This is a genomic window from Sphingomonas sp. CFBP 13603, from assembly GCF_014892665.1.
Taxonomy (GTDB): domain Bacteria; phylum Pseudomonadota; class Alphaproteobacteria; order Sphingomonadales; family Sphingomonadaceae; genus Sphingomonas.
The window spans coordinates 258,909-279,900 of record NZ_JADBIA010000002.1 but is presented as its reverse complement, the minus strand read 5'-3'; the positions used below and the strand labels follow the sequence as shown (position 1 = coordinate 279,900).

Below are 20,992 nucleotides of genomic sequence, written 5' to 3'. Positions count from 1 at the left end.
CCCTTCCGATACGCAGGCCCTTCGACTTCGCTCAGGGCGAACGGTAAGGGGGGGGCTTTTGGTTTAGGACCCAGTCATGAAGCCCGTTATCTTCGGCCTGTCCGGCCCCGTCCTCACGCCCGCCGAACGCGCGTTCTTCGCCGAGTGCGAGCCCGCCGGCTACATCCTGTTCAAGCGCAACATCGTCGATCGCGCGCAGGTGAGGGCGCTCACGGACTCGCTCCGCGCGGTGGCCGGACGCCAGGACCTGGCGATCCTGATCGACCAGGAGGGCGGCCGCGTCGCGCGAATGGGACCGCCCGAATGGCCGGCATTCCCCGCTGGCCCGGTATTCGACGCAGCTTACGAACGCGCGCCAATGACCGCGATCCAGGCGGCACGCGCCAACGCGCAGGCACTCGGCGTGATGCTCAGCGAGGTCGGGATCACCGTCGACTGCCTGCCGCTGCTCGACGTGTCGCAGCCCGACACCACCGAAGCCGTCGCCTCGCGCACGTTCGGCTCCGACCCCATGCGCGTCGCAGCCCTCGGCCGCGCAACGCTGGAAGGGCTGGCCGAAGGCGGCGTGGTCGGTGTCGTCAAGCACATGCCCGGCCACGGCCGCGCGCGAGTGGACACGCACCACCACCTCCCAACCGTCACCGCGACCGACGCCGAACTCGAAGTCGACCTCGAACCTTTCCGCACGCTCAACCAGGCACCGATGGGCATGACGTCGCACATCGTCTTCGACGCCTGGGACGCCGATCGCCCGGCCACGCTATCGCCGATCGTGATCGACGAGATCATCCGTCGACGGATCGGCTTCGACGGCCTGCTGTTGACCGACGACATCGACATGAAGGCGCTGTCCGGCACCGCCGGCGACAAGGCGGCTGGCGCGATCGCGGCTGGGTGCGATCTGGTGCTCGATTGCTGGGCGCGGATGGACGAGATGGTCGAGATCGCCGGGCGGCTTGGGGAAATCTCGGAGGCGTCGCGTGCGCGGCTTGATCGGGCGATGAAGTCGGTCGGGACGGGCAAAGGCCAGTTCGCAGAACTGATCGCGACGCGGGACGCGCTCTTGGCGCGCGCCTGATCTGGTTTGCTACGAGTAACGCGCGTTTTTTTTCGTACCTCCCCGGCGAAGGCCGGAGTCCAATTGGAGAGGTCGCGGTAATGGGGCGCGATCCTCAGTTACCAGCGTCCCCCAATTGGGCCCCGGCCTCCGCCGGGGTGGGATTGGTAGAAAGGGCGTTCCCGTTCGTCCTGAGTAGCCGCTGAGCTTGTCGAAGCGGCGTATCGAAGGCCAGGTTGGCACGCGGAACCTGTGCTTCGATACACGCCTTCGATACGGCTCTGACGAGCCTACTCAGTCGCTACTCAGCACGAACGGTTGAGGGGGAGCGCCTGAAATCAAGGGTGAGGTGCTGCAAAACTAACAGCCCCCCCGCGATCACGCCAACCCCCGAGCCCGTTCGTCCCCGCGCAACGTCAGCACCTCGACCCCGCCGCGCGTCACCGCCACCGTATGCTCGAACTGCGCCGAAAGCTTGCCGTCGTCGGTCACCACGGTCCACCCGTCATCCTCGGTCGACACTTTCCGCGTCCCCTGGTTGATCATCGGCTCGATCGTGAACACCATCCCCTCGCGCAGCGTCATGCCGGTCCCCGCGCGCCCGAAATTGAGCACCTGCGGCTCCTCGTGCATCTCGCGACCGATGCCGTGCCCGCAATAGTCGCGCACCACCGCATAGCCGTGCTTCTTCGCATGCCGCTCGATCGCGGAGCCGATATCGCCGAGATGCGCGCCCGACCGGACCTGCCGGATACCCTGCCACATCGCTTCCTGCGCGACTCGCACGAGACGCTTCGCGGCGGGCGGAACGGTGCCCACCATATACGTCTTGCTCGAATCGGCGATGAAGCCGTTCTTCTCCAGCGTGATGTCCAGGTTGACGATGTCACCGTCGCGAATGACATCGCGCGGGTTCGGCACGCCATGGCAGACGACATGGTTGATCGAGCTGTTCAGGACATATTCGAAGCCATATTGCCCCTTGCTCGCAGGCCGGGCGGCAAGGTCGTCGGTGATGTAGCGATCGACCATGTCGTTGACCTGCAACGTCGACAGCCCCGCCAGCTCCTGCTCGTCGAGCATCTCGAATACCGACGCGAGCAACGCGCCCGACACGCGCATCAGCGCCAGTTCGGCCGGCGTCTTCACGATCTCAGGCTGCCGTTTTGTCGGCGACACGTACCGAGGCCGCGGCGAGTTGCGCGGTGACGATATCGTTGAACGACAGCGTCGGGTTGGCCTCGGCGAGCATGCCGATCTTCATCCAGAACTCCGCCTGCGCATTGATCGACCGACACAGCACCTGGCTCGCCCGCCGCGCGTCCTCGTGCAGCGCGTCGTCGATCTTCACGATACCCATTCAAGCCTCACATTCACTCTGACCACATGAAACGTGTACGGTTCATATGGTCTGAGGTCAAACGTGGAGGGTGGATGCCCGGCAGCGTGCGCTGTAGCGTCCGGCAATGGACGATGCGCAACTGACCCTGGATCTCGACGGATGGGAGGGGCCGCTCGATCTGCTGCTCTCGCTCGCACGCGGGCAGAAGGTCGATCTGCGGAAAATCTCGATCCTCGCGCTGGTCGAGCAGTATCTGGCGTACGTCGACTCCGCGCGCGCGCTGAAGCTTGAACTCGCCGCCGACTATCTCGTGATGGCAGCATGGCTCGCCTATCTGAAATCGGCGCTGCTCCTGCCCCGCGACCCACTCGCCGAGCCCGACCCCGAGGAACTCGCGCTGCGGCTCCAACTGAGGCTCGAACGGCTGAGTGCGATGCGCGAGGCGGGTGCGCGGCTGATGGCGCGGGATCGCACCGGGCGAGACGTGTTCCTACGCGGCGCCCCCGAGGGGCTGCGTACGGTGCGCAAGGCGGCATGGCAGGCCGAGATCTTCGACCTGATCGCCGCGTACGGCCGCATTTCCGCGCGGACGCGGCCGGTGATGCACGTCGTCGCCGACCGTGAGGTAATGACGCTGGAGGCGGCGCTGGAGCGCGTGTCGATGCTGGTCGGCGAGCGGATCGACTGGAGCGTGATCGAGAGCTTCCTGCCCGAAGCGGGCGAGCGTTTGCGGCGGTCGGCGCTGGCGTCGAGCTTCGTCGCGGCACTCGAACTCGCACGGCAGGGGAAGATCGAACTGCGCCAGGCGTCACCTTTCGCGCCGCTGTATCTGAGAGCCCGCGCGTGACCCCACCCGACGACTTCACGCGCGCTGTCGAGGCGGTGCTGTTCGCGGCGGAGACCCCGCTGACGCTCGACGCGATTCGCGCGCATGTCGGCAGCGGTGACGTCCGCGCCGCGCTCGACCAACTGACCGCCGACTATGCCGGTCGCGGCATCGCGATCGTCCGACGCGGCGAGCGCTGGCAGTTCCAGACCGCGCCCGACATGGCGCACATGCTCCGCCGCGACCGCGAGGAACCGCGCAAGCTCAGCCGCGCCGGGATCGAGACGCTGGCGATCATCGCCTACCACGAGCCCGTGACCCGCGCGGAGATCGAGGCGATTCGCGGGGTGCAGATCTCGAAGGGAACGCTCGACGTCCTGATGGAAGCGGGCTGGGTGAAGCCGGCCGGACGACGCGAAGTGCCGGGACGACCGCTGATGTTCGCGAGCACGCCTGCATTCCTCGTCCATTTCGGCCTCCAGAGCCGCCGCGACCTCCCCGGAATCGACGATCTGCGCGCCGCGGGGCTGCTCGATCCGGTCGATCTCGCGTTCGATCGCCTCGAAGATGGCGAAGACGACCGGGAAGATGGCGAGGTGGCTGGCAATGAGACGGGATGAGGCTTAGATAGGGTTCAGTTTCCAGGAGAATTGCCATGGGCGGTTTTAGCCCGATTCACTTGCTCGTTCTCGCGGTCGTCGCGATCCTCCTTCTCGGCGGCGGCCGATTTTCCAGCCTGATGGGCGACGTCGCCAAGGGCGTGAAGAACTTCAAGAAGGGCATGTCCGAGAACGATGACGAGACGCCGGCCAAGCCATCGGCCCGGATCGAAGCGCAGAAAACTGCCGATCCCGCGTTCGATCGCGACGGCAATCGCGTCCGCGACGACCGTCCTGCCTGAAGCCGGCAGAGTTGACGACCCTAGATAGGCGCGGGTGAATGTTCGATATCGCGCCCTCCGAGTTTCTGCTCGTGGCCTTCGTCGCGCTCGTCGTGATCGGTCCGAAGGATCTGCCCAAGGCGATGCGCGTGGTCGGCTATTGGGTCGGCAAGGCGCGCGGCGTCGCGCGGCAGTTCCGCTCGGGCTTCGATTCCATGGTCCGCGAGGCCGAACTCGAAGAGATGGAAAAGCGCTGGGCGTCGGAAAACGAACGCATCATGCGCGAGCATCCGCAGACTGCCACGGCTACGGACACGCCTGTCGATACCACGCAGGTGGTGCATTCCCCCGAAACCGACGCGGACCACGACGATCATACGTCCGAGCCGATCATGGTCGAAAAGCCCGTCGTCGCGGTCGCCGACCAGCACGCGCTGCCATCCGCATCCGCACCCGAACATCCTGCAGACGAGCCGAAGCCAGCGACCGATCGCGGTCCCGATCTCTTCGATACGCCCGCATCGAACGCCAACGACAAGACCGGCAAGTCCGACGTCGCGTCGTCGTGATGAGACCCGTCGTGACCACGCCCGTCGTGAACGCCTCCCAGACCGCTGAAAGCCTAGCATGAGCGAGATCGACGAAAGCCGGGCCCCGTTGCTCGACCATCTGATCGAACTGCGGCGGCGGCTGCTCTACTGCATCGCCGCGCTGGTCGTGACGTTCGCGGTGGCGATGTATTTCGCCGAGAACATCTTCGGCTTCCTGGTCCATCCGCTGCTCGCGGCCGGCCAAAACAAGGTCATCTACACCGAGATTTTCGAAGCCTTCTTCGTCCAGATCAAGGTGGCGTTCTTCGCCGCGATGATGCTGTCGTTCCCGGTGATCGCGAACCAACTCTGGCAGTTCGTCGCGCCCGGTCTCTACAAGAAGGAGAAGCGCGCGCTTTTGCCGTTCATCCTCGCGACGCCGGTGCTGTTCCTGACCGGCGCGGCGATGGCGTATTACATCGCGATCCCGATGGCGCTACACTTCCTGCTCGGGTTCGACGGCATGGTCGGCGGCATCCACCGCGAGGCGCTGCCGGCGATCGGCAACTATCTGTCGTTCACGATGCAGTTCCTGTTCGGCTTCGGCATCTCGTTCCTGCTGCCGGTCCTGCTGATGCTGCTCGAGCGCGCCGGGATCGTCACGCGCAAGCAACTGATCGGTGCGCGGCGCTATGCGATCGTCGCGGCGTTCGCGATTGCGGCGGTGCTGACACCGCCGGATATCGGCTCGCAGCTGTTGCTCGCGATCCCGCTCGTCATTCTTTACGAGATGGCGCTGATCGGCATCTGGTTCACCGAGCGCAGCCGGGCGAAGTCGAAGGCGATCGAGGGCGATTCCACCGACATCGTCGAGAGCTGAAACGAAAACGGGGCCCGGTGCGTGTGCACCGAGCCCCGTTTCACGATCAAGCGCAGAGGCTTACTTGGCGCTGTTCGCGGTCTTCGCGACGGTCTTGCCTGCCGAGCTGACGTCCTTGCCAGCGCCTTCGACCGTGTTGCATGCCGAAACCATCAGAGCACTCGCGACAATCGCCAATCCAACCAACTTACGCATAATACTTCCTCCAAGAAGGGCTTGAATGCCACGGTGGAGGGAATGTTCGGGGAGGGCATTCGTTCCGTTTGCGGAACTGAAAACCTCTCGCCTTATCAGGCGACTGCATCAGGCGACCGGGCACGCTCCGGAATAATACCGTAAAAAGATAAAGGCCCGGAAGCATCACCGGGGGGGGGAGGGTGATGCTTCCGGGCCTATGACTTGGATAGCGAGAGCGGGGGGGCATAAAGTCGCTATCCGAAGTATCCAACGGTGATCGCGAAGGTCGGTTCCCGCTTTTTTGCGCTCAAGCGATAAAAAGATTCGATCTGATGAAGACCCGGGCGGACTCGCGCCCGGAACCTTATTTCGATCAATCGCGACCGACGACCGCAAAGGCGATCTCGTAAGCCCCTGCCAGCGGATCGTGATGCAACGGCGACCGCAACTGGCGCGAGAGGCCTTCCATGACGCGGCCGTAGCGCGTCACCGTCTCGCGCAGAATGTCGCTCTCCACGAGCGCGCGGGACACCACGCGAAGCACCGCACGACCGGGTATCTCGGATGGCTTGACCACGACGCGGATCTGCGCCGCCGGATCGCACGTCATCGCCAGTTCGATCGTCTCGGTCGCAAGGAACGCGATCGCGACCGCGACATCCTGGTTGACCAGATACGGATCGATATCGAGCGTGATGCCCAGCCCATGCGAGCGATCTGCTGCCGTGGCGCGGATATTGGCGGAAAGTTCTCCGATCATCGTGCGCAGGTTCAGGCCGCGGTTTTCCTCGAGCTCCGCGAAATGGTTGCGGTGGACGACCGCGAGCGCATCGACGCGGCGCTGGATCGAAGAATACGCGTCGGTGGCATCCGCACTGCGAGCGCTGCGCGCGTGGAAGTTGATCAGGCTGGAGATGACCTGCAGATTGTTCTTCACGCGGTGATGCACTTCGCGCGTCAGCTTGGTCTGGCGGACCAGCCCCTCGGCGAGGCCAGCCTCATGCAGCGCGACGGTTCGGCTGATCGCCTGGAACGTCTCGCCCAGCTCGCGGATTTCCTGCGCTGGCAGCGTGCGGACCGCACCGAAGTCGATTTCCTCGCCCGGCGTGAAGGTGGCGACCGAGCCCCGCAACTGCCGCAGCGGACGGATCAGCAACCGGTCGACCACGAACCAGGCGATACTCGCCGCGGCCAGCCACATAAGCAGCGGCAGGAGCAGCGCGATGACCAGTGACGACGTCACCGGCGCACTGCGGATGCTGGTCCGCAACGCAAGACCCGCGACGCCGAGATCGGTCCGCATCGTCTCCATCCGGTCGAGCGGACGCTCGTCCTCGATCCGCTCGAGATACAGCGCGTCGTCGTCGAGCACGATCGCGCTGCTCAGTTCGAGCGCCCGGCTCGTAGGGCGGCCGATCTTCTCGAGGAACGGTCGCGGGAAATAGGCGCGTGCCGAGGTATGACCGCCCGGGCCAGAGATCGCGAGGACCAGACCGCGCTCGGGCACGATCGCGGCAGCGATCGGCATGTCGTCCTGGTTGATCACGACGCGTTCCGGCAACGGCATGCCGCACAGGACGGTGCCGTCGCGCTCGGCGATGACGAACCGGGTGCCCGCCGACGATTGTTGCGCAAATACGCCCTGCGCCCGCGCACAACTGGGGGCATCGGCAGGATCGTTGCCAAGCGCGTTTACGGCCACTCGCAGCGCGGTCATGTCGCCGACGAGTTCGATCGCGAGCGCGCGCGCGCTTTCATTCGCGGTGACGCGCAACCGCGCACGCGCTTCGGCATCGGCCAGCCGCGTCGTCTGCAAGGTCGCGAAGACCGCGATCAACGCCAGCGGAAGCAGGGCGGCGCTGAGGATCAGGAACAGCTTGGCGCCCGTCGTCAAACGCCGCAACGACGAGACGATGCGTCCGTCGGGCTTCGTGGGCTGAGTGGCGCCGTCGCCACCGTTCGAACTGGTGGCGGAAACATCATGCGCGGACGCGATTGCGGCGGCGTCCGGAGCGGGGGGCATGGCCATGTGGCCCGCCGTCAGTCGAGCTTGCCGAGTAGGTCGAGCAGATCGTCGGGAATCGCCTCGTCGACGGTCTTCTGGTAAACCGATCGCAGTGCCGACCCCATCTGACGATCCTTATCGGGACCATTTGCGGGCTTCGTGGCAGGCACTGTCTTCTCCGTGTCGTGGCCCAAACTCAAAACTTCCCCCTGCACGACGCAAACTCATGTGAACGCAAACGGTCGAGCGCACCCTGATATCGGGGCGCACACACTCGCGAAAAGATGCTCGTGAAACCAAATAGCATCTCGATAGTTCCACGTCCGAGCGAATAATCCGCATCTTCGTATCACTGTGTGCACGGTCGCGTCGACCGGTCGCGTCAAAATGCGTCCATTCGGTGCATGTCGCGGTGAAACGACGGGGCGGCTTTTTCGGCCACTACCATTGCAATGACGCGAGCCACCCGACACATGAGGGGCCGCGTAGGATCAGGGAGTATTCGTTACCCATGTCTCTTGGACAGCAACTCGCACCGCACCTTCCATTCCTGCGGCGCTATGGTCGGGCCCTGACCGGCAGCCAGATGCACGGCGACAAATACGTCCGCGCCACGCTCGAAGCGATCGTCGCGGCACCGGAAGAATTTCCCCGCGACGTCGATCCGCGTCTCGGCCTGTACCGGATGTTCCAGGCGATCTGGAACTCGGCGAACTTCGACGAGGTCGCCGACGAGGCCGCCGGTGATACGGAAGGCCATGAGGCCGTCGCGCGTGCCCGTCTCGCCCGGATGACGCCATTGTCGCGTCAGGCGCTCCTGCTCACCGCGATGGAAGGGTTCACGCCCGAGGACGCAGCGTATCTGATCGAAGTCGAGACGAGCGAAGTCGACGATCTCGTCGCCGAAGCGCTGTCGGAAATCGAGAACCAGACCCGCGCCAAGGTCCTGATCATCGAGGACGAGCCGATCATCGCGATGGATATCGAGACGATCGTCCGCGATCTCGGTCACGACGTCACCGGCGTCGCAGTCACGCGTGACGAAGCGGTCGCGCTGGCGATGGAAACGCGCCCCGGCCTCGTGCTCGCGGACATCCAGCTTGCCGACGACAGCTCGGGCATCGATGCGGTCAAGGACATCCTGGCCGAATTCGAGGTCCCGGTGATCTTCATCACCGCGTTCCCCGAGCGCCTGCTGACCGGCGAGCGTCCCGAGCCGACGTTCCTGATCACCAAGCCGTTCCAGCGTTCGACCGTGAAGGCTGCGATCAGCCAGGCGTTGTTCTTCGATCAGGCAACTGTTCCCGCCGCCTGATTGCTTGTGGAATAACAGCCAACCGCTTGATTGTGCCGCGTTCTCGCTGCATTCTGGGTCCGTGTCCGTAATGGTTGCGGACCCAAAACGGTTTTCGGGGGTTTAACATATCATGGCTGACCCGAACGAACGCATCCACATCGATACCGAAGACGCTCGGGCGGGCGCGACTCCGCACATGACACGGTACATATTGGCGATTTCGTTGGTACTCGTCATCGTTATCTTCGGATTTATCATCCTCCGCTAACCTCTATCAGGCGTACTTTACTGGCAATGGCCGGTTCGGACGCTTATGTTCGTCGCACGTCGACGACAGTCTTCTATCGGGATTGATCGGATTTCCATGACCCAGCCTGCTCCGCGTACCGACGCCGAGGACGATATCGACGAAGTCGTCGAGCCGGTGGAGCATGTCTCGCTCTCGGACGCCGAGTTCAAGGTGCAGCTCGCACAGGTCATTCCGCACCTGCGCGCGTTCGGTCGTTCGCTCTCGGGCAGCCGCGATCTTGCCGACGATCTCGTCCAGGAAACGTTGCTGAAGGCATGGGCCGCACGTCTCCGCTTTCAGGCGGGCACGAACATGCGTGCGTGGACCTTCATTATCCTGCGCAACCTGTATCTGTCGCAGATGCGCCGTGCGCGCTTCAAGGGTGAGTGGGACGATCTGGTCGCCGACCGCATTCTCGCAGCACCTGCCAGCCAGGATCGGCACGTAGAGCTCGGCGATATGCAGCGCGCGCTGATGCATCTGCCGCAGCCGCAGCGCGAGGCGCTCATTCTGGTCGGCGCTGGTGGCTTCGCCTACGAAGAGGCCGCCGAAATCTGCAACGTCGCGGTCGGCACGATCAAGAGCCGTGTCGCACGTGGCCGCGTGGCCTTGGAGACGATCCTCAACGACGGCTCGCTGCCGTCACGTCGCGATCACGAGACAGACACGACGAAGACCGCGCTCGATTCGATCATGGGCGACGTCGAGGAGTTGAGCCGGGGTCGCTGAGACCCCGGCGTCTCACCCACCGCACTTTGGCTCCGATCGACCTCTCCTGAACTAGTTGAGCCGGTGCGGTATCGCATCGAGCCTGCGTAGCATCGACGCCATGTCGTCGGGCACGCCACCGCATCCGTCGAAAGCGCTACGCAGCGAATGGCCGACGACATCGGTCACGCGCGGGCGGCGAACGACCTGCTGGCCGTCTTGTTCGCGTTTGATCGTGAGAAATGCATAGGTCATGATGCGATAACGGTTGACATCGCTATTCGTTGCTTTCTCGTGTCATAGTATGACCGGATTCTGTAGTATCTGGTCATGCCCGTAACGATCCCATCTCTTGCCACGCTCGACGGCTCCGGCAGCCCGATCGCAGCTGCCGTGACGCGCGCGCGGTCATGGTCGCCCTTTCTCGCGATGATCCTCGATCGCGAACCGGTGCTGGCGGAATCGCTGGCGACAGGACGGCTCGATCTCGCCGCATCGAGCGCCACGCCCGATATGCCGACCGCGAGACGGCTCCGGATCGAACGGCGCGCGATGGCGCTGAACGTCGCGATCGGCGATCTGGCCGGCGTGCTGGATCTCACCGCGGTGACCGGTGCGCTGTCCGGGTTCGCGGATCGCGCGCTCGACACCGCGATCCGCGCCGCGATCGAGGAGCGCACGCCGGGTGCCGAGTCGCTCGGGTTCGTCGGCATCGCGCTCGGCAAGCAGGGCAGCCGCGAGCTCAATTATTCGTCGGACATCGATCCGATCCTGCTGTTCGATCCGGCCACCCTGCCGCGCCGCCCCCGCGAGGAGCCGGAAGAGGCGGCGATCCGCATCGGCAAACGCGTCGTCGAACTACTCCAGGCCCGCGACGGCGACGGCTATGTCCTGCGTGTCGACCTGCGGTTGCGGCCCTCGCCGGAGATCACGCCGATCGTCCTGCCGGTCGAGGCCGCGATCGGGTATTACGAGGCGCAGGCGCTGCCGTGGGAGCGCGCCGCCTTCATCCGCGCCCGCGCCGCCGCAGGCGACATCGCCCTGGGACAGCGTTTCCTCGCTGCGATCCGCCCGTTCGTCTGGCGACGCGCGCTCGATTTCGGCGCGATCGGCGAGATTCGCGGGATCTCCGCCCGCATCCGCGATCATCATTCGCAAGGGCAGGCGTTCGGCCCCGGCTACGACCTGAAGCGCGGCCGCGGCGGCATTCGCGAGGCGGAATTCTTCGCGCAGATCCACCAGTTGATCCACGGCGGTCGCGATCCTGCGTTGCGCGTCCCGGCCACCCGCGATGCACTCGCGCGGTTGGCGGAGGCAGGGTGGATCGGCGACGACGAATCGTGCGCACTGATCGACGGCTACACGCTGCTGCGGACGATCGAGCACCGCGTGCAGATGATCGACGACCGCCAGACGCACGCCTTGCCGACCGGCGACGCGCTCGACCGGGTCGCCAAACTGCACGGCCTGGGGGACGCCGGCGCGTTGCTCGCGCTGCTCGCACCCCGCGTCGCGGCCACCGGGCGGATCTACGACGCGCTCGACGACAATACGCGGCCCGCCTTCTCCCACGATGCGGTGACGCTGGAGGCCGACCTCGCTGCGGCTGGCTTCGACGAGCCCGACCATGCCCGTCAGCGCATCGAGGCATGGCGGGGCGGGGCCTATCCCGCGCTGCGCAGCCCCGCCGCGCGCGAGGCGCTGGAGGCCGTGCTGCCGACGCTCGTCCCGGCGCTCGCGACCGCGCCCGTTCCCCAGGCGGCGTTGCTCCGGCTCGATGCGCTGCTCGAACGGCTGCCGAGCGCGATCAACGTCTTCCGCCTGCTCGAGGCACGGCCGGGTCTCGCGACGTTGCTCGCGGCGATCCTCAGCCACGCGCCGACGCTCGCCGACGATCTCGGACGACGCCCGGACCTGCTCGACGGCCTGATCGACGCCACCGCGTTCGAGCCGGTTGGCGACATCGCGGCGCTGGAGACGGCGATGCGCGCCGGCGACGCCGGGGGCGATTACCAGGCGCGCCTCGATCATGTCCGCCGCGTCGTCGGCGAATTGCGGTTCGCACTCGGTGCGCAGGTTATCGCCGGCGCGTCCGATCCGCTCGACGTCGCGGCGGGCTATGCACGCGTCGCCGAAGCCGCGATCGGCGTACTCGCGAGCGCGGCGATCGAAGAATTCGTCAAGACGCACGGCCGCGTACCGGGCAGCGAACTCGTCATACTCGCGCTCGGCCGGATGGGTGGCGCGATGCTCACGCACTCCTCCGACCTCGACCTGATCTATCTGTTTACCGGCGATTTCGCCGCGGAGTCGGACGGCGCCAAGCCGCTCGGCGCCACGCTCTATTACAACCGCCTCGCGCAGCGCGTCACCGCTGCGCTCTCGGTCGCGACCGCGGCAGGTCCGCTCTACCAGATCGACACGCGGCTTCGGCCGTCCGGCGGGCAGGGGCCTCTCGTCGTCACGCTCGACAGTTTCGCGCGGTATCAGCGCGAGGATGCGTGGACCTGGGAGCATATGGCGCTCACCCGGGCACGCCCGGTGTTCGGATCGGACGATTCACGCGGTGCGGTGGCCGGGATCGTCCGCGATGTCCTCGAGGGAGATCGGCCAGACCGCGACATCATCGCCGAGGCGCGCACGATGCGCACCGACATGGCGGCGCACAAGCCACCCAAGGGGCCGCTCGACGCCAAGCTCCTCCCGGGCGGACTCGTCGATCTCGAATTCGCGATCCATGTCGTCCAGTTGGTGAACCGCGCTGGGTTCGCGCCCAATCTCGGCACCGCGATCGACAGCCTGATCGGTCTGCAACTCGTTCCACCCACCATCCGCGCCGCGCACGACGTGCTGACCCGCCTGCTCGTCACATTGCGCCTGGTTGCGCCCGATGCCACGCCGCCGGGGCATGCGACCGAGGAGCTGATCGCGCGCGCGATCGGCGTTGCGGACTGGTCGGCGGTGGTTGCCACGCTCGAATCGACGTTGCAGGAGGTCCGCCGGTTCTGGATGCAGGTGACGGGAGAGCAGGATGGATGACGGATCGAAGGTTCCGGACGTGACGGTGACGATCGACGATGCGCCCGTATCGCTCGCGAGTCTGGGCGCGCCGCTCGTGGTGTATTTCTATCCGAAGGACGACACTGCCGGCTGCACGACCGAGGCCAAGGATTTTACCGCGCTTGCGAACGATTTTGCCGCCGCCGGCGTCACTGTCGTCGGGGTCTCGAAGGATACGCCCGCCGCGCATGCCAAGTTCATGGCCAAGCACGCGCTTGCGGTCCAGCTCGCGAGCGATGTCGACGGCGCGGCGTGCGAGGCATTCGGCGTCTGGGTCGAGAAGGCGATGTACGGCCGCAAATATATGGGGATCGAGCGCGCGACCTTCCTGTTCGGCGCCGATGGCACGCTCGCAAAGACGTGGCGCAAGGTGCGCGTCGCGGGTCATGCGGATGCTGTGCTGGCGACTGCAAAGGCGCTCTGAAGCCGTTGGGGATTCGCTGTTTTTCGCGATCTGACGTCATCGTTCCGTCGCTCCGGCATCAACTCGCCGCACCGGTATGCCGCTCCGCCGCGTCACCGCGCTCGCGCTATTGCCCAAGTCGGCGGCGTCCGGCCTAACCACAATGTCTGGGGCGCGGAGGGGCTGCGAGTCAGGACAGAGTTTGGGAGCCGTCCGCTTTGGGAGCGAACGGCCCTGTATTTTTGTGTCGGGGACCAATGGTCGAATTTACCGCAGCAGCCGCCGTATCGGTGATAGTGACGCGTCTCAAGGCCGTGTTCGCGACGCGCGATTTTCTGTTTCATGACGGCAATTCGCTCCGTCGAATCAGCCTGGGCGCAAAGCGTCAGGCCGCGATGGCCGCGATCGGCGCCGTCACGCTGGGCTTTTCCGGTTACGGCGCCGTCGCTGCAGCCGGTGCGGTCGAGCCCGCCGACACGGATGCGCAGATTGCGCAGATGCAGCATCAGATCGGCCAGATGCAGCAGCGCGTCGCGACGATCCGCGAAACTGCACAGGCGCATGCCCAGCGCGTCGATCACCGCCAGGCACTGATCGCCGCCGCACTGACCGGCACCGGCGACGCGAAGGCGCTGGCACTCGCGACCCCGTCGATCGATCCCGCCGCCGACAAGCTCGCTGCCGACGTCGTGAAGCCGTTCGTCAAGGTCGAAGGCCATCAGGTCCAGCTTGCCAGCGTCGCACAGAAGCTGCTCGATCAGCGTTACGCCGACACCACCGCCACCGTACGGCAGCTCGGTCTGCGTCCGGAGCGTGTCGCGAAGCATCAGCGCTCGACCGCGATGGGCGGTCCGCTGATCGCAGCGAACAGCGAGGAGGCCACCGCCGATCTCCGCGCCGACGCGCAGTTCCGCACGCTGTTCCAGACCTGGAAGAAGCTCGACACGTTGCAGCAGGGCGTGATCGCGATCCCGTCGGTGCAGCCGGTGCATTCGCTGTCGTTCACCAGCAATTTCGGCATCCGCTCCGATCCGTTCCGCGGCACCGCTGCGATGCACGCCGGCGTCGACATTCCCGGTCCGATCGGCACGCCGATCTACGCCACCGCAGACGGCATCATCGCGCACGCCGGTCGCCAGGGCGGCTACGGCAACATGGTCGAGATCAGCCACGGCAAGGGCATCGCGACGCGATACGGCCATCTTTCGAAGATCCTCGTCGCCGACAACGCCCGCGTCACCCGCGGCCAGCTGATCGCGCTGATGGGCTCGACCGGCCGCTCGACCGGCTCGCATCTTCACTATGAAGTCCGTATCGACGGCCACGCCGTAAACCCGGTCCCGTTCCTGACGACCGCAGACTATCTGCTCGCCGCACAGGACCGCGCCGTGAACGCCATCCCCGTCTCGACCAGCGGCCCCGCCGCACAGGACTGACACGCGGCCGCAATCCACACGGTACTCAAGGCCACACCCCCGTCATCCCGGCGAAAGCCGGGACCTCGACTCACGGGGACGGACTTACACTATGCCAACCCCAAGGTTGCCGCGGATAGCGCAACCTCCTATCTCAAGCGCATGGCAATGCTGGTCCAAGACATCATCCTCACCCCCTCCGCTGCGGCGCGCGTCGCGGCGATCGCCGTCAAGCAGGGGAAGCCGGCGATCCTGCGTCTCTCGGTCGACGGCGGCGGCTGTTCCGGCTTCCAGTACAAGTTCGGGTTCGCCGACTCGGTAGAGGCCGATGACGTGATCGCCGAGCATGACGGCGTGAAGCTCGTCGTCGACAGCGTCAGCATCGATCTCGTTCGCGGCTGTGCGGTCGACTACGTCGAGTCGCTCGCCGGCGCCGCGTTCAAGGTCGAGAACCCCAATGCCGCATCGGGTTGCGGCTGCGGCTCCAGCTTCTCGGTCTGACCAGCCCATGAAAATCGTCACGTACAACGTCAACGGCATCAAGGCGCGGTTGCCGCGGCTGATCGAGTATCTCGTCGAGGCGCAGCCCGACATCGTCTGTCTCCAGGAACTCAAGTCGAGCGACGACACCTTCCCGATCGCCGACATCGAGGCCGCCGGCTACGGCGCGGTGTGGCACGGCCAGAAGGCCTGGAACGGCGTCGCGATCCTGGCGAAGAGCGGCACGCCCGTCGTGCGCCAGCGCGGTCTCGAAGGCGAACCCGAGGACGAGCACAGCCGTTACATCGAGGCGGAGATCGACGGGCTGATCGTCGGCGCGCTCTACCTTCCCAACGGCAACCCGCAGCCCGGCCCGAAGTTCGACTACAAGCTCCGCTGGATGGACCGCCTCGCGGCCCGCGCGCGCGTCCTGCTCGCGGAGGAAAAGCCGGCCATCCTCGCGGGTGACTACAACGTCATCGCCAACGACGACGACACCTTCTCGGTCCGCGCGATGCAGGATGACGCACTGATGCAGCCCGAGAGCCGCGAGCATTACCGTGCGCTCGTCGCACAGGGCTGGACCGACGCACTCCGCACGCAATACCCCAAGGGCGGCGTCTGGACGTTCTGGGATTACCAGGCGGGCGCGTGGCAGCGCGACGCCGGGTTCCGGATCGACCACCTGCTGCTCAGCCCGCACGCTGCCGACCGGATGATCGATGCTGGCGTCGACAAGGCGTATCGCGGCCGCGAAAAGGCCAGCGATCATGCGCCGACCTGGGTCCGCCTGCGATGAAGGCGCTCGCCGTCGCGCTGGTGTCGATCGCCGCGCTGTATGCGACCGGTGCCGGCGCACAGGAGCGCGAATACTGCCCCGAGCGGCCGGGGATCGACACGCCCGCCTGTACGATGGCGCCCGGCAAGATCTCGGTCGAGACCGCGATCGCCGACTGGACCCGCGACGACCAGCCGGGTTCGCGCGAGGACAATATCCTGTTCGGTGATACGCTGGTGCGCGTCGGCGTGAGCGACACGATCGAGGCGCGGGTCGGCTGGACGCCGTTTGGTCACGACCGGATGCGTGACGATACCGGCGTCGATACGGTCAACGGCATCGGCGACGTGTCGCTGGGGCTCAAGGCGAACCTGCACGATCCCGACGGCTCGGGCTTCTCGGTCGCGGTGCTGCCGTTCGTCACGCTCCCGGTCGGACGCTCGTCGATCGGCGCTGGCGACTGGGGGGCGGGGTTCCTGGTCCCGGTGACGTACGAGCTCTCCGATACGCTTTCGCTCGATCTCACGCCCGAGATCGACGCCGCGGTCGATCAGGACGGTAACGGCCGGCACCTCGCCTACAGCGCGGCAGCCGGTCTGGCGTACAAGCTGAACAAGGATTTCACGCTCACCGGCGAGATGCAGGCGCTCCGCGACGACGATCCCGAGGAGCATGCGACGCAGACGGTCGCAGCGCTGTCGCTGGCATGGGCGGCGAGCGACGATCTCCAGTTCGACGTGCTCGGCGCTGCCGGCCTTAACGATCATACGCCCGATGCCCGGGTCTATGCGGGGATATCGCGCAGGTTCTAGATGCCGGCCGGGCTGCTTCCGCGTCAGGCCGTGGCAGGCCCGCCGCTCCCTCCCGAACTCCGCAGGCGCCAGCCTACAGCACCCGCTCGTAAACCTGATACACCTTGTTCACCCGGCTCTCGATCGTCTCGGCGATCGACCGCATCCCCTGGTTGTCGTCCAGAATCCAGCCGATCTCCGCGCGCTTCGCATCGTAATGCTCGACCGAGGCACGGCGGATATATTCGATCATCATGAAGGCCAGCTGGCTCGCCATCCGCGATGCCTGCAACTCCTTCACCACCCCCATCAGCGGCACGCGCACGGTCCGCACCTTGGGCTTGCGTAGCCACCACAACAGCTTGACCCAGCCGAACGGCAGCAGGTTGCCATTGAGCGGCTTGATCGCCTCGTTCATGTCGGGAAGCGTGATCATGAAGGCCGAGGGTACGCCGTCGACCTCCGCGATCCGGATCAGGTCGTTGAACACGATCGGCTTCAGCTTGACGCCGACGTCCTTGATCTCGGGCGGGGTGAGCGGCACGAACCCCCAATTGTCCTTCCACGCGTCGTTGAGGATCGACAGGATGATCGCCGCCTCTTCCTCGAACTTGGTCTTGTCGACGTTGCGGATGACGATCCGCGGGTTCTTCTCGCCCGACTTGATGATGCGCTGGACGATCGGCGGGAACTGCTTGGTGACGTCGACCTCGTACGTCATCAGCTGCTTGATCGGGCGATACTGCGCCCATTCGATCCAGCCGCGATATTCGCGCTTGGCGTGGCCCATCATGATCGTCGGCGGATGATCGTAGCCGTCGATGAGCAGGCCGGGCTCCTCCCAGATCGACATGCTGATCGGCCCGAGCGCCCGCGTCATGCCCTGCTCGCGCAGCCACGCCTCGGCACGCGCCAGCAGCGCCTGGAACACGTCCTGCCGCTCCGCCTCCATCAGCCCCCATTGGCCGACACCGGGGCCGAAGCCCTGTTCGGGCGGCATCGTCAGCGCCAGCGTATCGATATGCGCGGAGATCCGCCCGACGACGCGGCCGTCCTCCTCGGCAAGGAACAACTGCGCCTTGGCATGACTGAACCAGCCGTTCTTCTCGGGCGTGATCAGCCCGAGCGCTTCCGACTTCAGCGGCGGCACCCAGTTGGGATCGTCCGCGTACAGGCGAAACGGCAAGTCGATGAAGATCTTGCGATCCTTCTTCGTCTCGACCGGACGGATGGTAAGCTTGGCCATGTGTCGTTCCCGAAAGCGCAGTCGAGCGTATCTATCCAGCATCACGCGCAAAGGCGAGCAACACATGCGTCATCGCCGGGCTCTGTCACGGTGATCGTGTTTCCTCGGCGGGCAAGGGGCGCGTCAAACCTGTAAATGCCACGCTGCGGCCACTATCTTCGGGCAAAGGATACACCCATGGACACATCGCTCAGCCTAGCCCGCGGCACGGCCGCTCCAGCCCCTCCGGTGGCCGGTTCTCCGGCGGCTGGCCTCGTGCGCGTTGCCGACGATAAGGCGATGTTGCGCGCCGCCGCCGATCTCACGCGCGATCTGGTGAAGCCGCGGCCTGCCGTCTATTGGGGCGACCTGATCGCGTCGATGGTCCTCGGCTATGGCGCGCTCTTCGTCGCTGCGACATCGGACTCGACCGCGGTCGCAATCGTCGCGGCGATCGCATCGGTGCTCGGTCTGTATCGTGGCCTCAGCTTCATCCACGAAGTCAGCCACATGAAGCATGCCGCCGTGCCCAACTTCCGGCTCGGCTGGAACATACTGGTCGGCGTCCCGATGCTGACCCCGTCGTTCATGTACGAGGGCGTCCACAACCTCCATCACGCCAAGACGCGCTATGGCACCGTCGAGGATCCCGAATATCTGCCGCTCGCGCTGATGAAGCCGTGGACGCTGCCGCTGTTCATCGTCGTCTCGGCGCTGGCACCGATCGCGCTGCTCGTCCGGTTCGCGATCCTGTCGCCCGTGTCGCTGTTGTCCCCGAAGCTGCGGACGATGGTGGTCGAGCGGTATTCGGCGCTGGCGATCAACCCGCAGTTCCGCCGTCGCGCACCCGAAGGCGAGGCAAAGGCCTATTGGGATCGTCTCGAAATCGCGGCCAGCCTTTGGGCGATCACGCTGATCGCGATCACGGTAACGGGCGTGCTGCCGCTCCGCGCTTTCCTGACGATCCTCGGCATCGCATCGGCCTTCGCGGTGCTCAACCAGGTCCGCACGCTGGTCGCGCATCTCTGGGAGAATGACGGCGAGCCGATGACCGTGACGGCGCAGTATCTCGACACCGTCAACGTGCCGCCGCCGGCGTTGCTGCCTGCGCTCTGGGCGCCGGTCGGGCTGCGCTATCACGCGCTGCACCACCTGTTGCCGGGGCTCCCCTATCACGCGCTGGGCGAGGCACATCGCCGGATATCGGCAGAACTCGATGCGATGTCGCCATATCACAAGGCGAGCTATCCAGGACTGCCGGGGCTGGTCAGCAAGATCGCCCGCAGCACGATGGTCCGTCGCTGACACGAGGGTCCGGGCACATCGCCCGGACCGTCATTTAGAAACGTCGAACTGCTTCAACGCGGCAGCGGCATTGCGGCCCGCGTCGCTGGTCGGAGCCAGCCGCACAGCCGCTCCCCAAGCAGCCCGCGCACCGGGTTCGTCGCCAAGCGCCGCAGCGATATTGCCCGCCTCCAGTTGCACCGAAGCATCGTCCGCCGAGCGCTTCAACGCTTCGGCGATATCGGTCTTGGCCCGCGGCAGGTCGTTCATCCGCCGGGCAAGCGTTGCCGACAACAGCCACGCCAACGGATCGTCCCCCGCGTTCTTCAGCGCCCGATCCAGATCGCCACGCGCCGCGTTCAGCTCACCCGCTGCGACCAGCGCGCGCGCGTGATCGAGTTGCGCCTCGCCGAGCGGCAATCCGGTCAGCGTTCCCGCTACCAGCGCTGAATCGAGCGCGGCGCGAGCCTTGGCCGGCTGGCCCGCCGCGAGCCATGCGTTCCCGCCCTGCGCCCAGTAATTTGCCGCGCTTGCGTCCTTGGCGACCTGCGCTTCACGCGCAGCTTCCTCGAACTCCGCCGCCGCGGACGGCCAGTTCTTCTCGGCCGCGAACGCCAGCCCAGCGCATTGACGTGCGAGATAGCCGCCACCGCCGATCCGCCATCGGCCCGCTTCCGCACGTGCGGCTGTCGGATCGGTCTGCGCCAGCGCGCCACAGCGTGCGGCGCGATCCGGGCGGGAAACGGCAGGCCCCGCAACGGGCGAGGCCTGCGCGGCAATCAGCAACAACGTCAGGATCATAAGGCGGCGATCACATCCTCGACCGCCCGGATGATGAGCGCGATATCGGGATCGCGCGAAAGGCGGTGGTCGCCGTCCTTGACCAGCCACGTCTGCACGTCGGCTGAACGCAACAGCTCGGCCAGCCGCGCGGTGCGGTGCCACGGCACGTCCGGATCGCGCTGCCCTTGGACCAGCCGGACCGGACCATCGAACGCGATCTCGCCGAACATCAGTCGGTTGGCTTCGCCCGACGACCAGAACGCGCGGGTGTAGACCGTCGGCTCGGGGCCATAGGGGTTCTTGCGCTCGATCCGCCCGTTGCTGAGCAGCGCCATCTTCTCGTCGGTGGTGAAGCCCCAGTCGGTGAAGTCGGGTGCCGGCGCGATTCCGACCAGACCCTTCACCAGATCGCGCCGCAGCTTGGCCACCAGCAGCATCAGCCACCCGCCCATCGACGAGCCGACGATCACCGCGGAGTCTTCCACCAGCGCATCGATCATCGCCAGCGCGTCGTCGCGCCAGTCGGCCAGCGTCTGGTCCTCGAACGCGCCTTCGCTCTGCCCGCAGCCGCCATAGTCGAACCGCAGGAACGCGCGCCCCTCGGACTTCGCCCACGCCTCGAGCGTCACGGCCTTTGTCCCCATCATGTCGGACGCATAGCCCGACAGGAACACGATCGTCGGTCCGGTCACGCCCTCGGCCGCGGGCGTGTGATGATAGGCGAGGCGAGGGCGCTCCTTGGCCGGAGGCGTCGGTGCAGGCGGCGTGGCGGTATCGGTCAT

Annotated in this window: 24 protein-coding genes; 15 read left to right on the top strand and 9 right to left on the bottom strand. The window is 65.9% G+C overall.

From position 1 onward, the window contains the following. Positions 1–76: 76 nt before the first annotated feature. Positions 77–1,078, top strand: coding sequence for a glycoside hydrolase family 3 protein (locus IFR23_RS04160; RefSeq protein WP_192974820.1), 1,002 nt, complete (start codon positions 77–79; stop codon positions 1,076–1,078). A gap of 357 nt (positions 1,079–1,435) precedes the next feature. Here the strand turns inward: IFR23_RS04160 and map are convergent, their stop codons facing one another. Beyond that, a complete protein-coding gene (map, locus tag IFR23_RS04155) occupies positions 1,436–2,209 on the bottom strand; it encodes a type I methionyl aminopeptidase (protein WP_192975015.1) in 774 nt (257 codons plus the stop codon). A 1-nt stretch (position 2,210) separates the two neighbouring features. Continuing rightward, positions 2,211–2,417, bottom strand: coding sequence for a ParD-like family protein (locus IFR23_RS04150; protein ID WP_056055789.1), 207 nt, complete (start codon positions 2,415–2,417; stop codon positions 2,211–2,213). A 106-nt stretch (positions 2,418–2,523) separates the two neighbouring features. On the opposite strand from IFR23_RS04150, the gene IFR23_RS04145 reads away from it, so the two are divergent. From IFR23_RS04145 to tatC, 5 genes are read left to right on the top strand one after another with little or no spacing between them, the layout of a single operon-like run. Further along, positions 2,524–3,246: a segregation and condensation protein A gene (locus IFR23_RS04145; RefSeq protein WP_056055791.1), complete on the top strand. Its 723-nt coding sequence runs from the start codon at positions 2,524–2,526 to the stop codon at positions 3,244–3,246. Continuing rightward, the gene (scpB, locus tag IFR23_RS04140) at positions 3,243–3,845 is read left to right on the top strand and encodes an SMC-Scp complex subunit ScpB (protein ID WP_192974819.1); all 603 of its coding nucleotides are present in this window, start codon (positions 3,243–3,245) and stop codon (positions 3,843–3,845) included. The genes IFR23_RS04145 and scpB overlap by 4 nt, the downstream gene beginning before the upstream one ends. Before the next feature lie 35 nt (positions 3,846–3,880). Beyond that, positions 3,881–4,126 carry a Sec-independent protein translocase subunit TatA gene (locus IFR23_RS04135; protein ID WP_056057475.1) on the top strand — a complete coding sequence of 82 codons (246 nt, stop codon included), beginning with the start codon at positions 3,881–3,883 and terminating at the stop codon, positions 4,124–4,126. A 38-nt stretch (positions 4,127–4,164) separates the two neighbouring features. Then, complete coding sequence (tatB, locus tag IFR23_RS04130) at positions 4,165–4,674, top strand: Sec-independent protein translocase protein TatB (protein ID WP_192974818.1); 510 nt, start codon at positions 4,165–4,167, stop codon at positions 4,672–4,674. A gap of 58 nt (positions 4,675–4,732) precedes the next feature. Then, positions 4,733–5,515, top strand: coding sequence for a twin-arginine translocase subunit TatC (tatC, locus tag IFR23_RS04125; protein ID WP_192239026.1), 783 nt, complete (start codon positions 4,733–4,735; stop codon positions 5,513–5,515). A gap of 60 nt (positions 5,516–5,575) precedes the next feature. On the opposite strand, the gene IFR23_RS04120 is transcribed toward tatC, so the two are convergent. From IFR23_RS04120 to IFR23_RS04110, 3 genes are all read right to left on the bottom strand, one after another. Next, positions 5,576–5,710: an entericidin A/B family lipoprotein gene (locus IFR23_RS04120; protein WP_197978278.1), complete on the bottom strand. Its 135-nt coding sequence runs from the start codon at positions 5,708–5,710 to the stop codon at positions 5,576–5,578. Between the two features lie 355 nt (positions 5,711–6,065). Continuing rightward, positions 6,066–7,715 carry a histidine kinase dimerization/phosphoacceptor domain -containing protein gene (locus IFR23_RS04115; protein WP_192975014.1) on the bottom strand — a complete coding sequence of 550 codons (1,650 nt, stop codon included), beginning with the start codon at positions 7,713–7,715 and terminating at the stop codon, positions 6,066–6,068. Positions 7,716–7,732: 17 nt separating this feature from the next. Continuing rightward, the gene (locus IFR23_RS04110) at positions 7,733–7,822 is read right to left on the bottom strand and encodes a NepR family anti-sigma factor (RefSeq protein WP_162233433.1); all 90 of its coding nucleotides are present in this window, start codon (positions 7,820–7,822) and stop codon (positions 7,733–7,735) included. Positions 7,823–8,208: 386 nt separating this feature from the next. Here IFR23_RS04110 and IFR23_RS04105 point away from each other — a divergent pair, with 386 nt between their 5' ends. Both IFR23_RS04105 and IFR23_RS04100 read left to right on the top strand, forming a co-directional pair. Continuing rightward, positions 8,209–9,012: a response regulator gene (locus IFR23_RS04105; protein ID WP_192974817.1), complete on the top strand. Its 804-nt coding sequence runs from the start codon at positions 8,209–8,211 to the stop codon at positions 9,010–9,012. Positions 9,013–9,358: 346 nt separating this feature from the next. Continuing rightward, positions 9,359–10,012: a sigma-70 family RNA polymerase sigma factor gene (locus tag IFR23_RS04100; RefSeq protein ID WP_192974816.1), complete on the top strand. Its 654-nt coding sequence runs from the start codon at positions 9,359–9,361 to the stop codon at positions 10,010–10,012. A 51-nt stretch (positions 10,013–10,063) separates the two neighbouring features. Here IFR23_RS04100 and IFR23_RS04095 read toward each other — a convergent pair whose 3' ends face one another. After that, positions 10,064–10,246 carry a hypothetical protein gene (locus IFR23_RS04095; RefSeq protein ID WP_192974815.1) on the bottom strand — a complete coding sequence of 61 codons (183 nt, stop codon included), beginning with the start codon at positions 10,244–10,246 and terminating at the stop codon, positions 10,064–10,066. A 75-nt stretch (positions 10,247–10,321) separates the two neighbouring features. Here IFR23_RS04095 and IFR23_RS04090 point away from each other — a divergent pair, with 75 nt between their 5' ends. From IFR23_RS04090 to IFR23_RS04065, 6 genes are all read left to right on the top strand, one after another. Beyond that, positions 10,322–13,030, top strand: coding sequence for a bifunctional [glutamine synthetase] adenylyltransferase/[glutamine synthetase]-adenylyl-L-tyrosine phosphorylase (locus tag IFR23_RS04090; RefSeq protein ID WP_244655439.1), 2,709 nt, complete (start codon positions 10,322–10,324; stop codon positions 13,028–13,030). Further along, a complete protein-coding gene (locus tag IFR23_RS04085; RefSeq protein ID WP_192974814.1) occupies positions 13,023–13,475 on the top strand; it encodes a peroxiredoxin in 453 nt (150 codons plus the stop codon). Before IFR23_RS04090 ends, IFR23_RS04085 begins: the two co-directional genes overlap by 8 nt. A 236-nt stretch (positions 13,476–13,711) precedes the next feature. Continuing rightward, entirely contained in the window at positions 13,712–14,890 is a 1,179-nt protein-coding gene (locus tag IFR23_RS04080; protein WP_192974813.1) for a M23 family metallopeptidase, read from the top strand. Positions 14,891–15,031: 141 nt separating this feature from the next. Then, positions 15,032–15,370 carry an iron-sulfur cluster insertion protein ErpA gene (erpA, locus tag IFR23_RS04075; protein WP_446740884.1) on the top strand — a complete coding sequence of 113 codons (339 nt, stop codon included), beginning with the start codon at positions 15,032–15,034 and terminating at the stop codon, positions 15,368–15,370. Positions 15,371–15,377: 7 nt separating this feature from the next. Further along, positions 15,378–16,148 (top strand): exodeoxyribonuclease III, encoded by a 771-nt coding sequence (gene xth / locus IFR23_RS04070; RefSeq protein WP_192974812.1) that lies wholly within the window; start codon positions 15,378–15,380, stop codon positions 16,146–16,148. Further along, positions 16,145–16,939, top strand: coding sequence for a transporter (locus IFR23_RS04065; RefSeq protein WP_192974811.1), 795 nt, complete (start codon positions 16,145–16,147; stop codon positions 16,937–16,939). The genes xth and IFR23_RS04065 overlap by 4 nt, the downstream gene beginning before the upstream one ends. Positions 16,940–17,012: 73 nt before the next feature. Here IFR23_RS04065 and IFR23_RS04060 read toward each other — a convergent pair whose 3' ends face one another. Further along, positions 17,013–18,164 (bottom strand): N-acetyltransferase, encoded by a 1,152-nt coding sequence (locus IFR23_RS04060; RefSeq protein WP_192974810.1) that lies wholly within the window; start codon positions 18,162–18,164, stop codon positions 17,013–17,015. Between the two features lie 177 nt (positions 18,165–18,341). On the opposite strand from IFR23_RS04060, the gene IFR23_RS04055 reads away from it, so the two are divergent. Then, the gene (locus IFR23_RS04055) at positions 18,342–19,448 is read left to right on the top strand and encodes a fatty acid desaturase family protein (protein ID WP_192974809.1); all 1,107 of its coding nucleotides are present in this window, start codon (positions 18,342–18,344) and stop codon (positions 19,446–19,448) included. Between the two features lie 30 nt (positions 19,449–19,478). On the opposite strand, the gene IFR23_RS04050 is transcribed toward IFR23_RS04055, so the two are convergent. Further along, positions 19,479–20,228, bottom strand: coding sequence for a hypothetical protein (locus tag IFR23_RS04050; protein WP_192974808.1), 750 nt, complete (start codon positions 20,226–20,228; stop codon positions 19,479–19,481). After that, positions 20,225–20,992 carry an alpha/beta hydrolase gene (locus IFR23_RS04045; protein ID WP_192974807.1) on the bottom strand — a complete coding sequence of 256 codons (768 nt, stop codon included), beginning with the start codon at positions 20,990–20,992 and terminating at the stop codon, positions 20,225–20,227. Before IFR23_RS04045 ends, IFR23_RS04050 begins: the two co-directional genes overlap by 4 nt.

What these genes read in the sequence shown, in the direction of transcription:
- IFR23_RS04115 (WP_192975014.1), bottom strand. Translation starts at nt 7,715, where the DNA reads ATGCCCCCCGCTCCGGACGCCGCCGCAATCGCGTCCGCGCATGATGTT.
- IFR23_RS04160 (WP_192974820.1), top strand. Translation starts at nt 77, where the DNA reads ATGAAGCCCGTTATCTTCGGCCTGTCCGGCCCCGTCCTCACGCCCGCC.
- IFR23_RS04055 (WP_192974809.1), top strand. Translation starts at nt 18,342, where the DNA reads ATGGACACATCGCTCAGCCTAGCCCGCGGCACGGCCGCTCCAGCCCCT.
- IFR23_RS04080 (WP_192974813.1), top strand. Translation starts at nt 13,712, where the DNA reads ATGGTCGAATTTACCGCAGCAGCCGCCGTATCGGTGATAGTGACGCGT.
- IFR23_RS04095 (WP_192974815.1), bottom strand. Translation starts at nt 10,246, where the DNA reads ATGACCTATGCATTTCTCACGATCAAACGCGAACAAGACGGCCAGCAG.
- IFR23_RS04090 (WP_244655439.1), top strand. Translation starts at nt 10,322, where the DNA reads ATGCCCGTAACGATCCCATCTCTTGCCACGCTCGACGGCTCCGGCAGC.
- IFR23_RS04050 (WP_192974808.1), bottom strand. Translation starts at nt 20,228, where the DNA reads ATGATCCTGACGTTGTTGCTGATTGCCGCGCAGGCCTCGCCCGTTGCG.
- IFR23_RS04085 (WP_192974814.1), top strand. Translation starts at nt 13,023, where the DNA reads ATGGATGACGGATCGAAGGTTCCGGACGTGACGGTGACGATCGACGAT.
- xth (WP_192974812.1), top strand. Translation starts at nt 15,378, where the DNA reads ATGAAAATCGTCACGTACAACGTCAACGGCATCAAGGCGCGGTTGCCG.
- tatC (WP_192239026.1), top strand. Translation starts at nt 4,733, where the DNA reads ATGAGCGAGATCGACGAAAGCCGGGCCCCGTTGCTCGACCATCTGATC.
- IFR23_RS04105 (WP_192974817.1), top strand. Translation starts at nt 8,209, where the DNA reads ATGTCTCTTGGACAGCAACTCGCACCGCACCTTCCATTCCTGCGGCGC.
- IFR23_RS04110 (WP_162233433.1), bottom strand. Translation starts at nt 7,822, where the DNA reads ATGGGGTCGGCACTGCGATCGGTTTACCAGAAGACCGTCGACGAGGCG.
- IFR23_RS04045 (WP_192974807.1), bottom strand. Translation starts at nt 20,992, where the DNA reads ATGACCGATACCGCCACGCCGCCTGCACCGACGCCTCCGGCCAAGGAG.
- IFR23_RS04135 (WP_056057475.1), top strand. Translation starts at nt 3,881, where the DNA reads ATGGGCGGTTTTAGCCCGATTCACTTGCTCGTTCTCGCGGTCGTCGCG.
- IFR23_RS04150 (WP_056055789.1), bottom strand. Translation starts at nt 2,417, where the DNA reads ATGGGTATCGTGAAGATCGACGACGCGCTGCACGAGGACGCGCGGCGG.
- IFR23_RS04060 (WP_192974810.1), bottom strand. Translation starts at nt 18,164, where the DNA reads ATGGCCAAGCTTACCATCCGTCCGGTCGAGACGAAGAAGGATCGCAAG.
- IFR23_RS04145 (WP_056055791.1), top strand. Translation starts at nt 2,524, where the DNA reads ATGGACGATGCGCAACTGACCCTGGATCTCGACGGATGGGAGGGGCCG.
- IFR23_RS04100 (WP_192974816.1), top strand. Translation starts at nt 9,359, where the DNA reads ATGACCCAGCCTGCTCCGCGTACCGACGCCGAGGACGATATCGACGAA.
- IFR23_RS04120 (WP_197978278.1), bottom strand. Translation starts at nt 5,710, where the DNA reads ATGCGTAAGTTGGTTGGATTGGCGATTGTCGCGAGTGCTCTGATGGTT.
- erpA (WP_446740884.1), top strand. Translation starts at nt 15,032, where the DNA reads ATGGCAATGCTGGTCCAAGACATCATCCTCACCCCCTCCGCTGCGGCG.
- IFR23_RS04065 (WP_192974811.1), top strand. Translation starts at nt 16,145, where the DNA reads ATGAAGGCGCTCGCCGTCGCGCTGGTGTCGATCGCCGCGCTGTATGCG.
- tatB (WP_192974818.1), top strand. Translation starts at nt 4,165, where the DNA reads ATGTTCGATATCGCGCCCTCCGAGTTTCTGCTCGTGGCCTTCGTCGCG.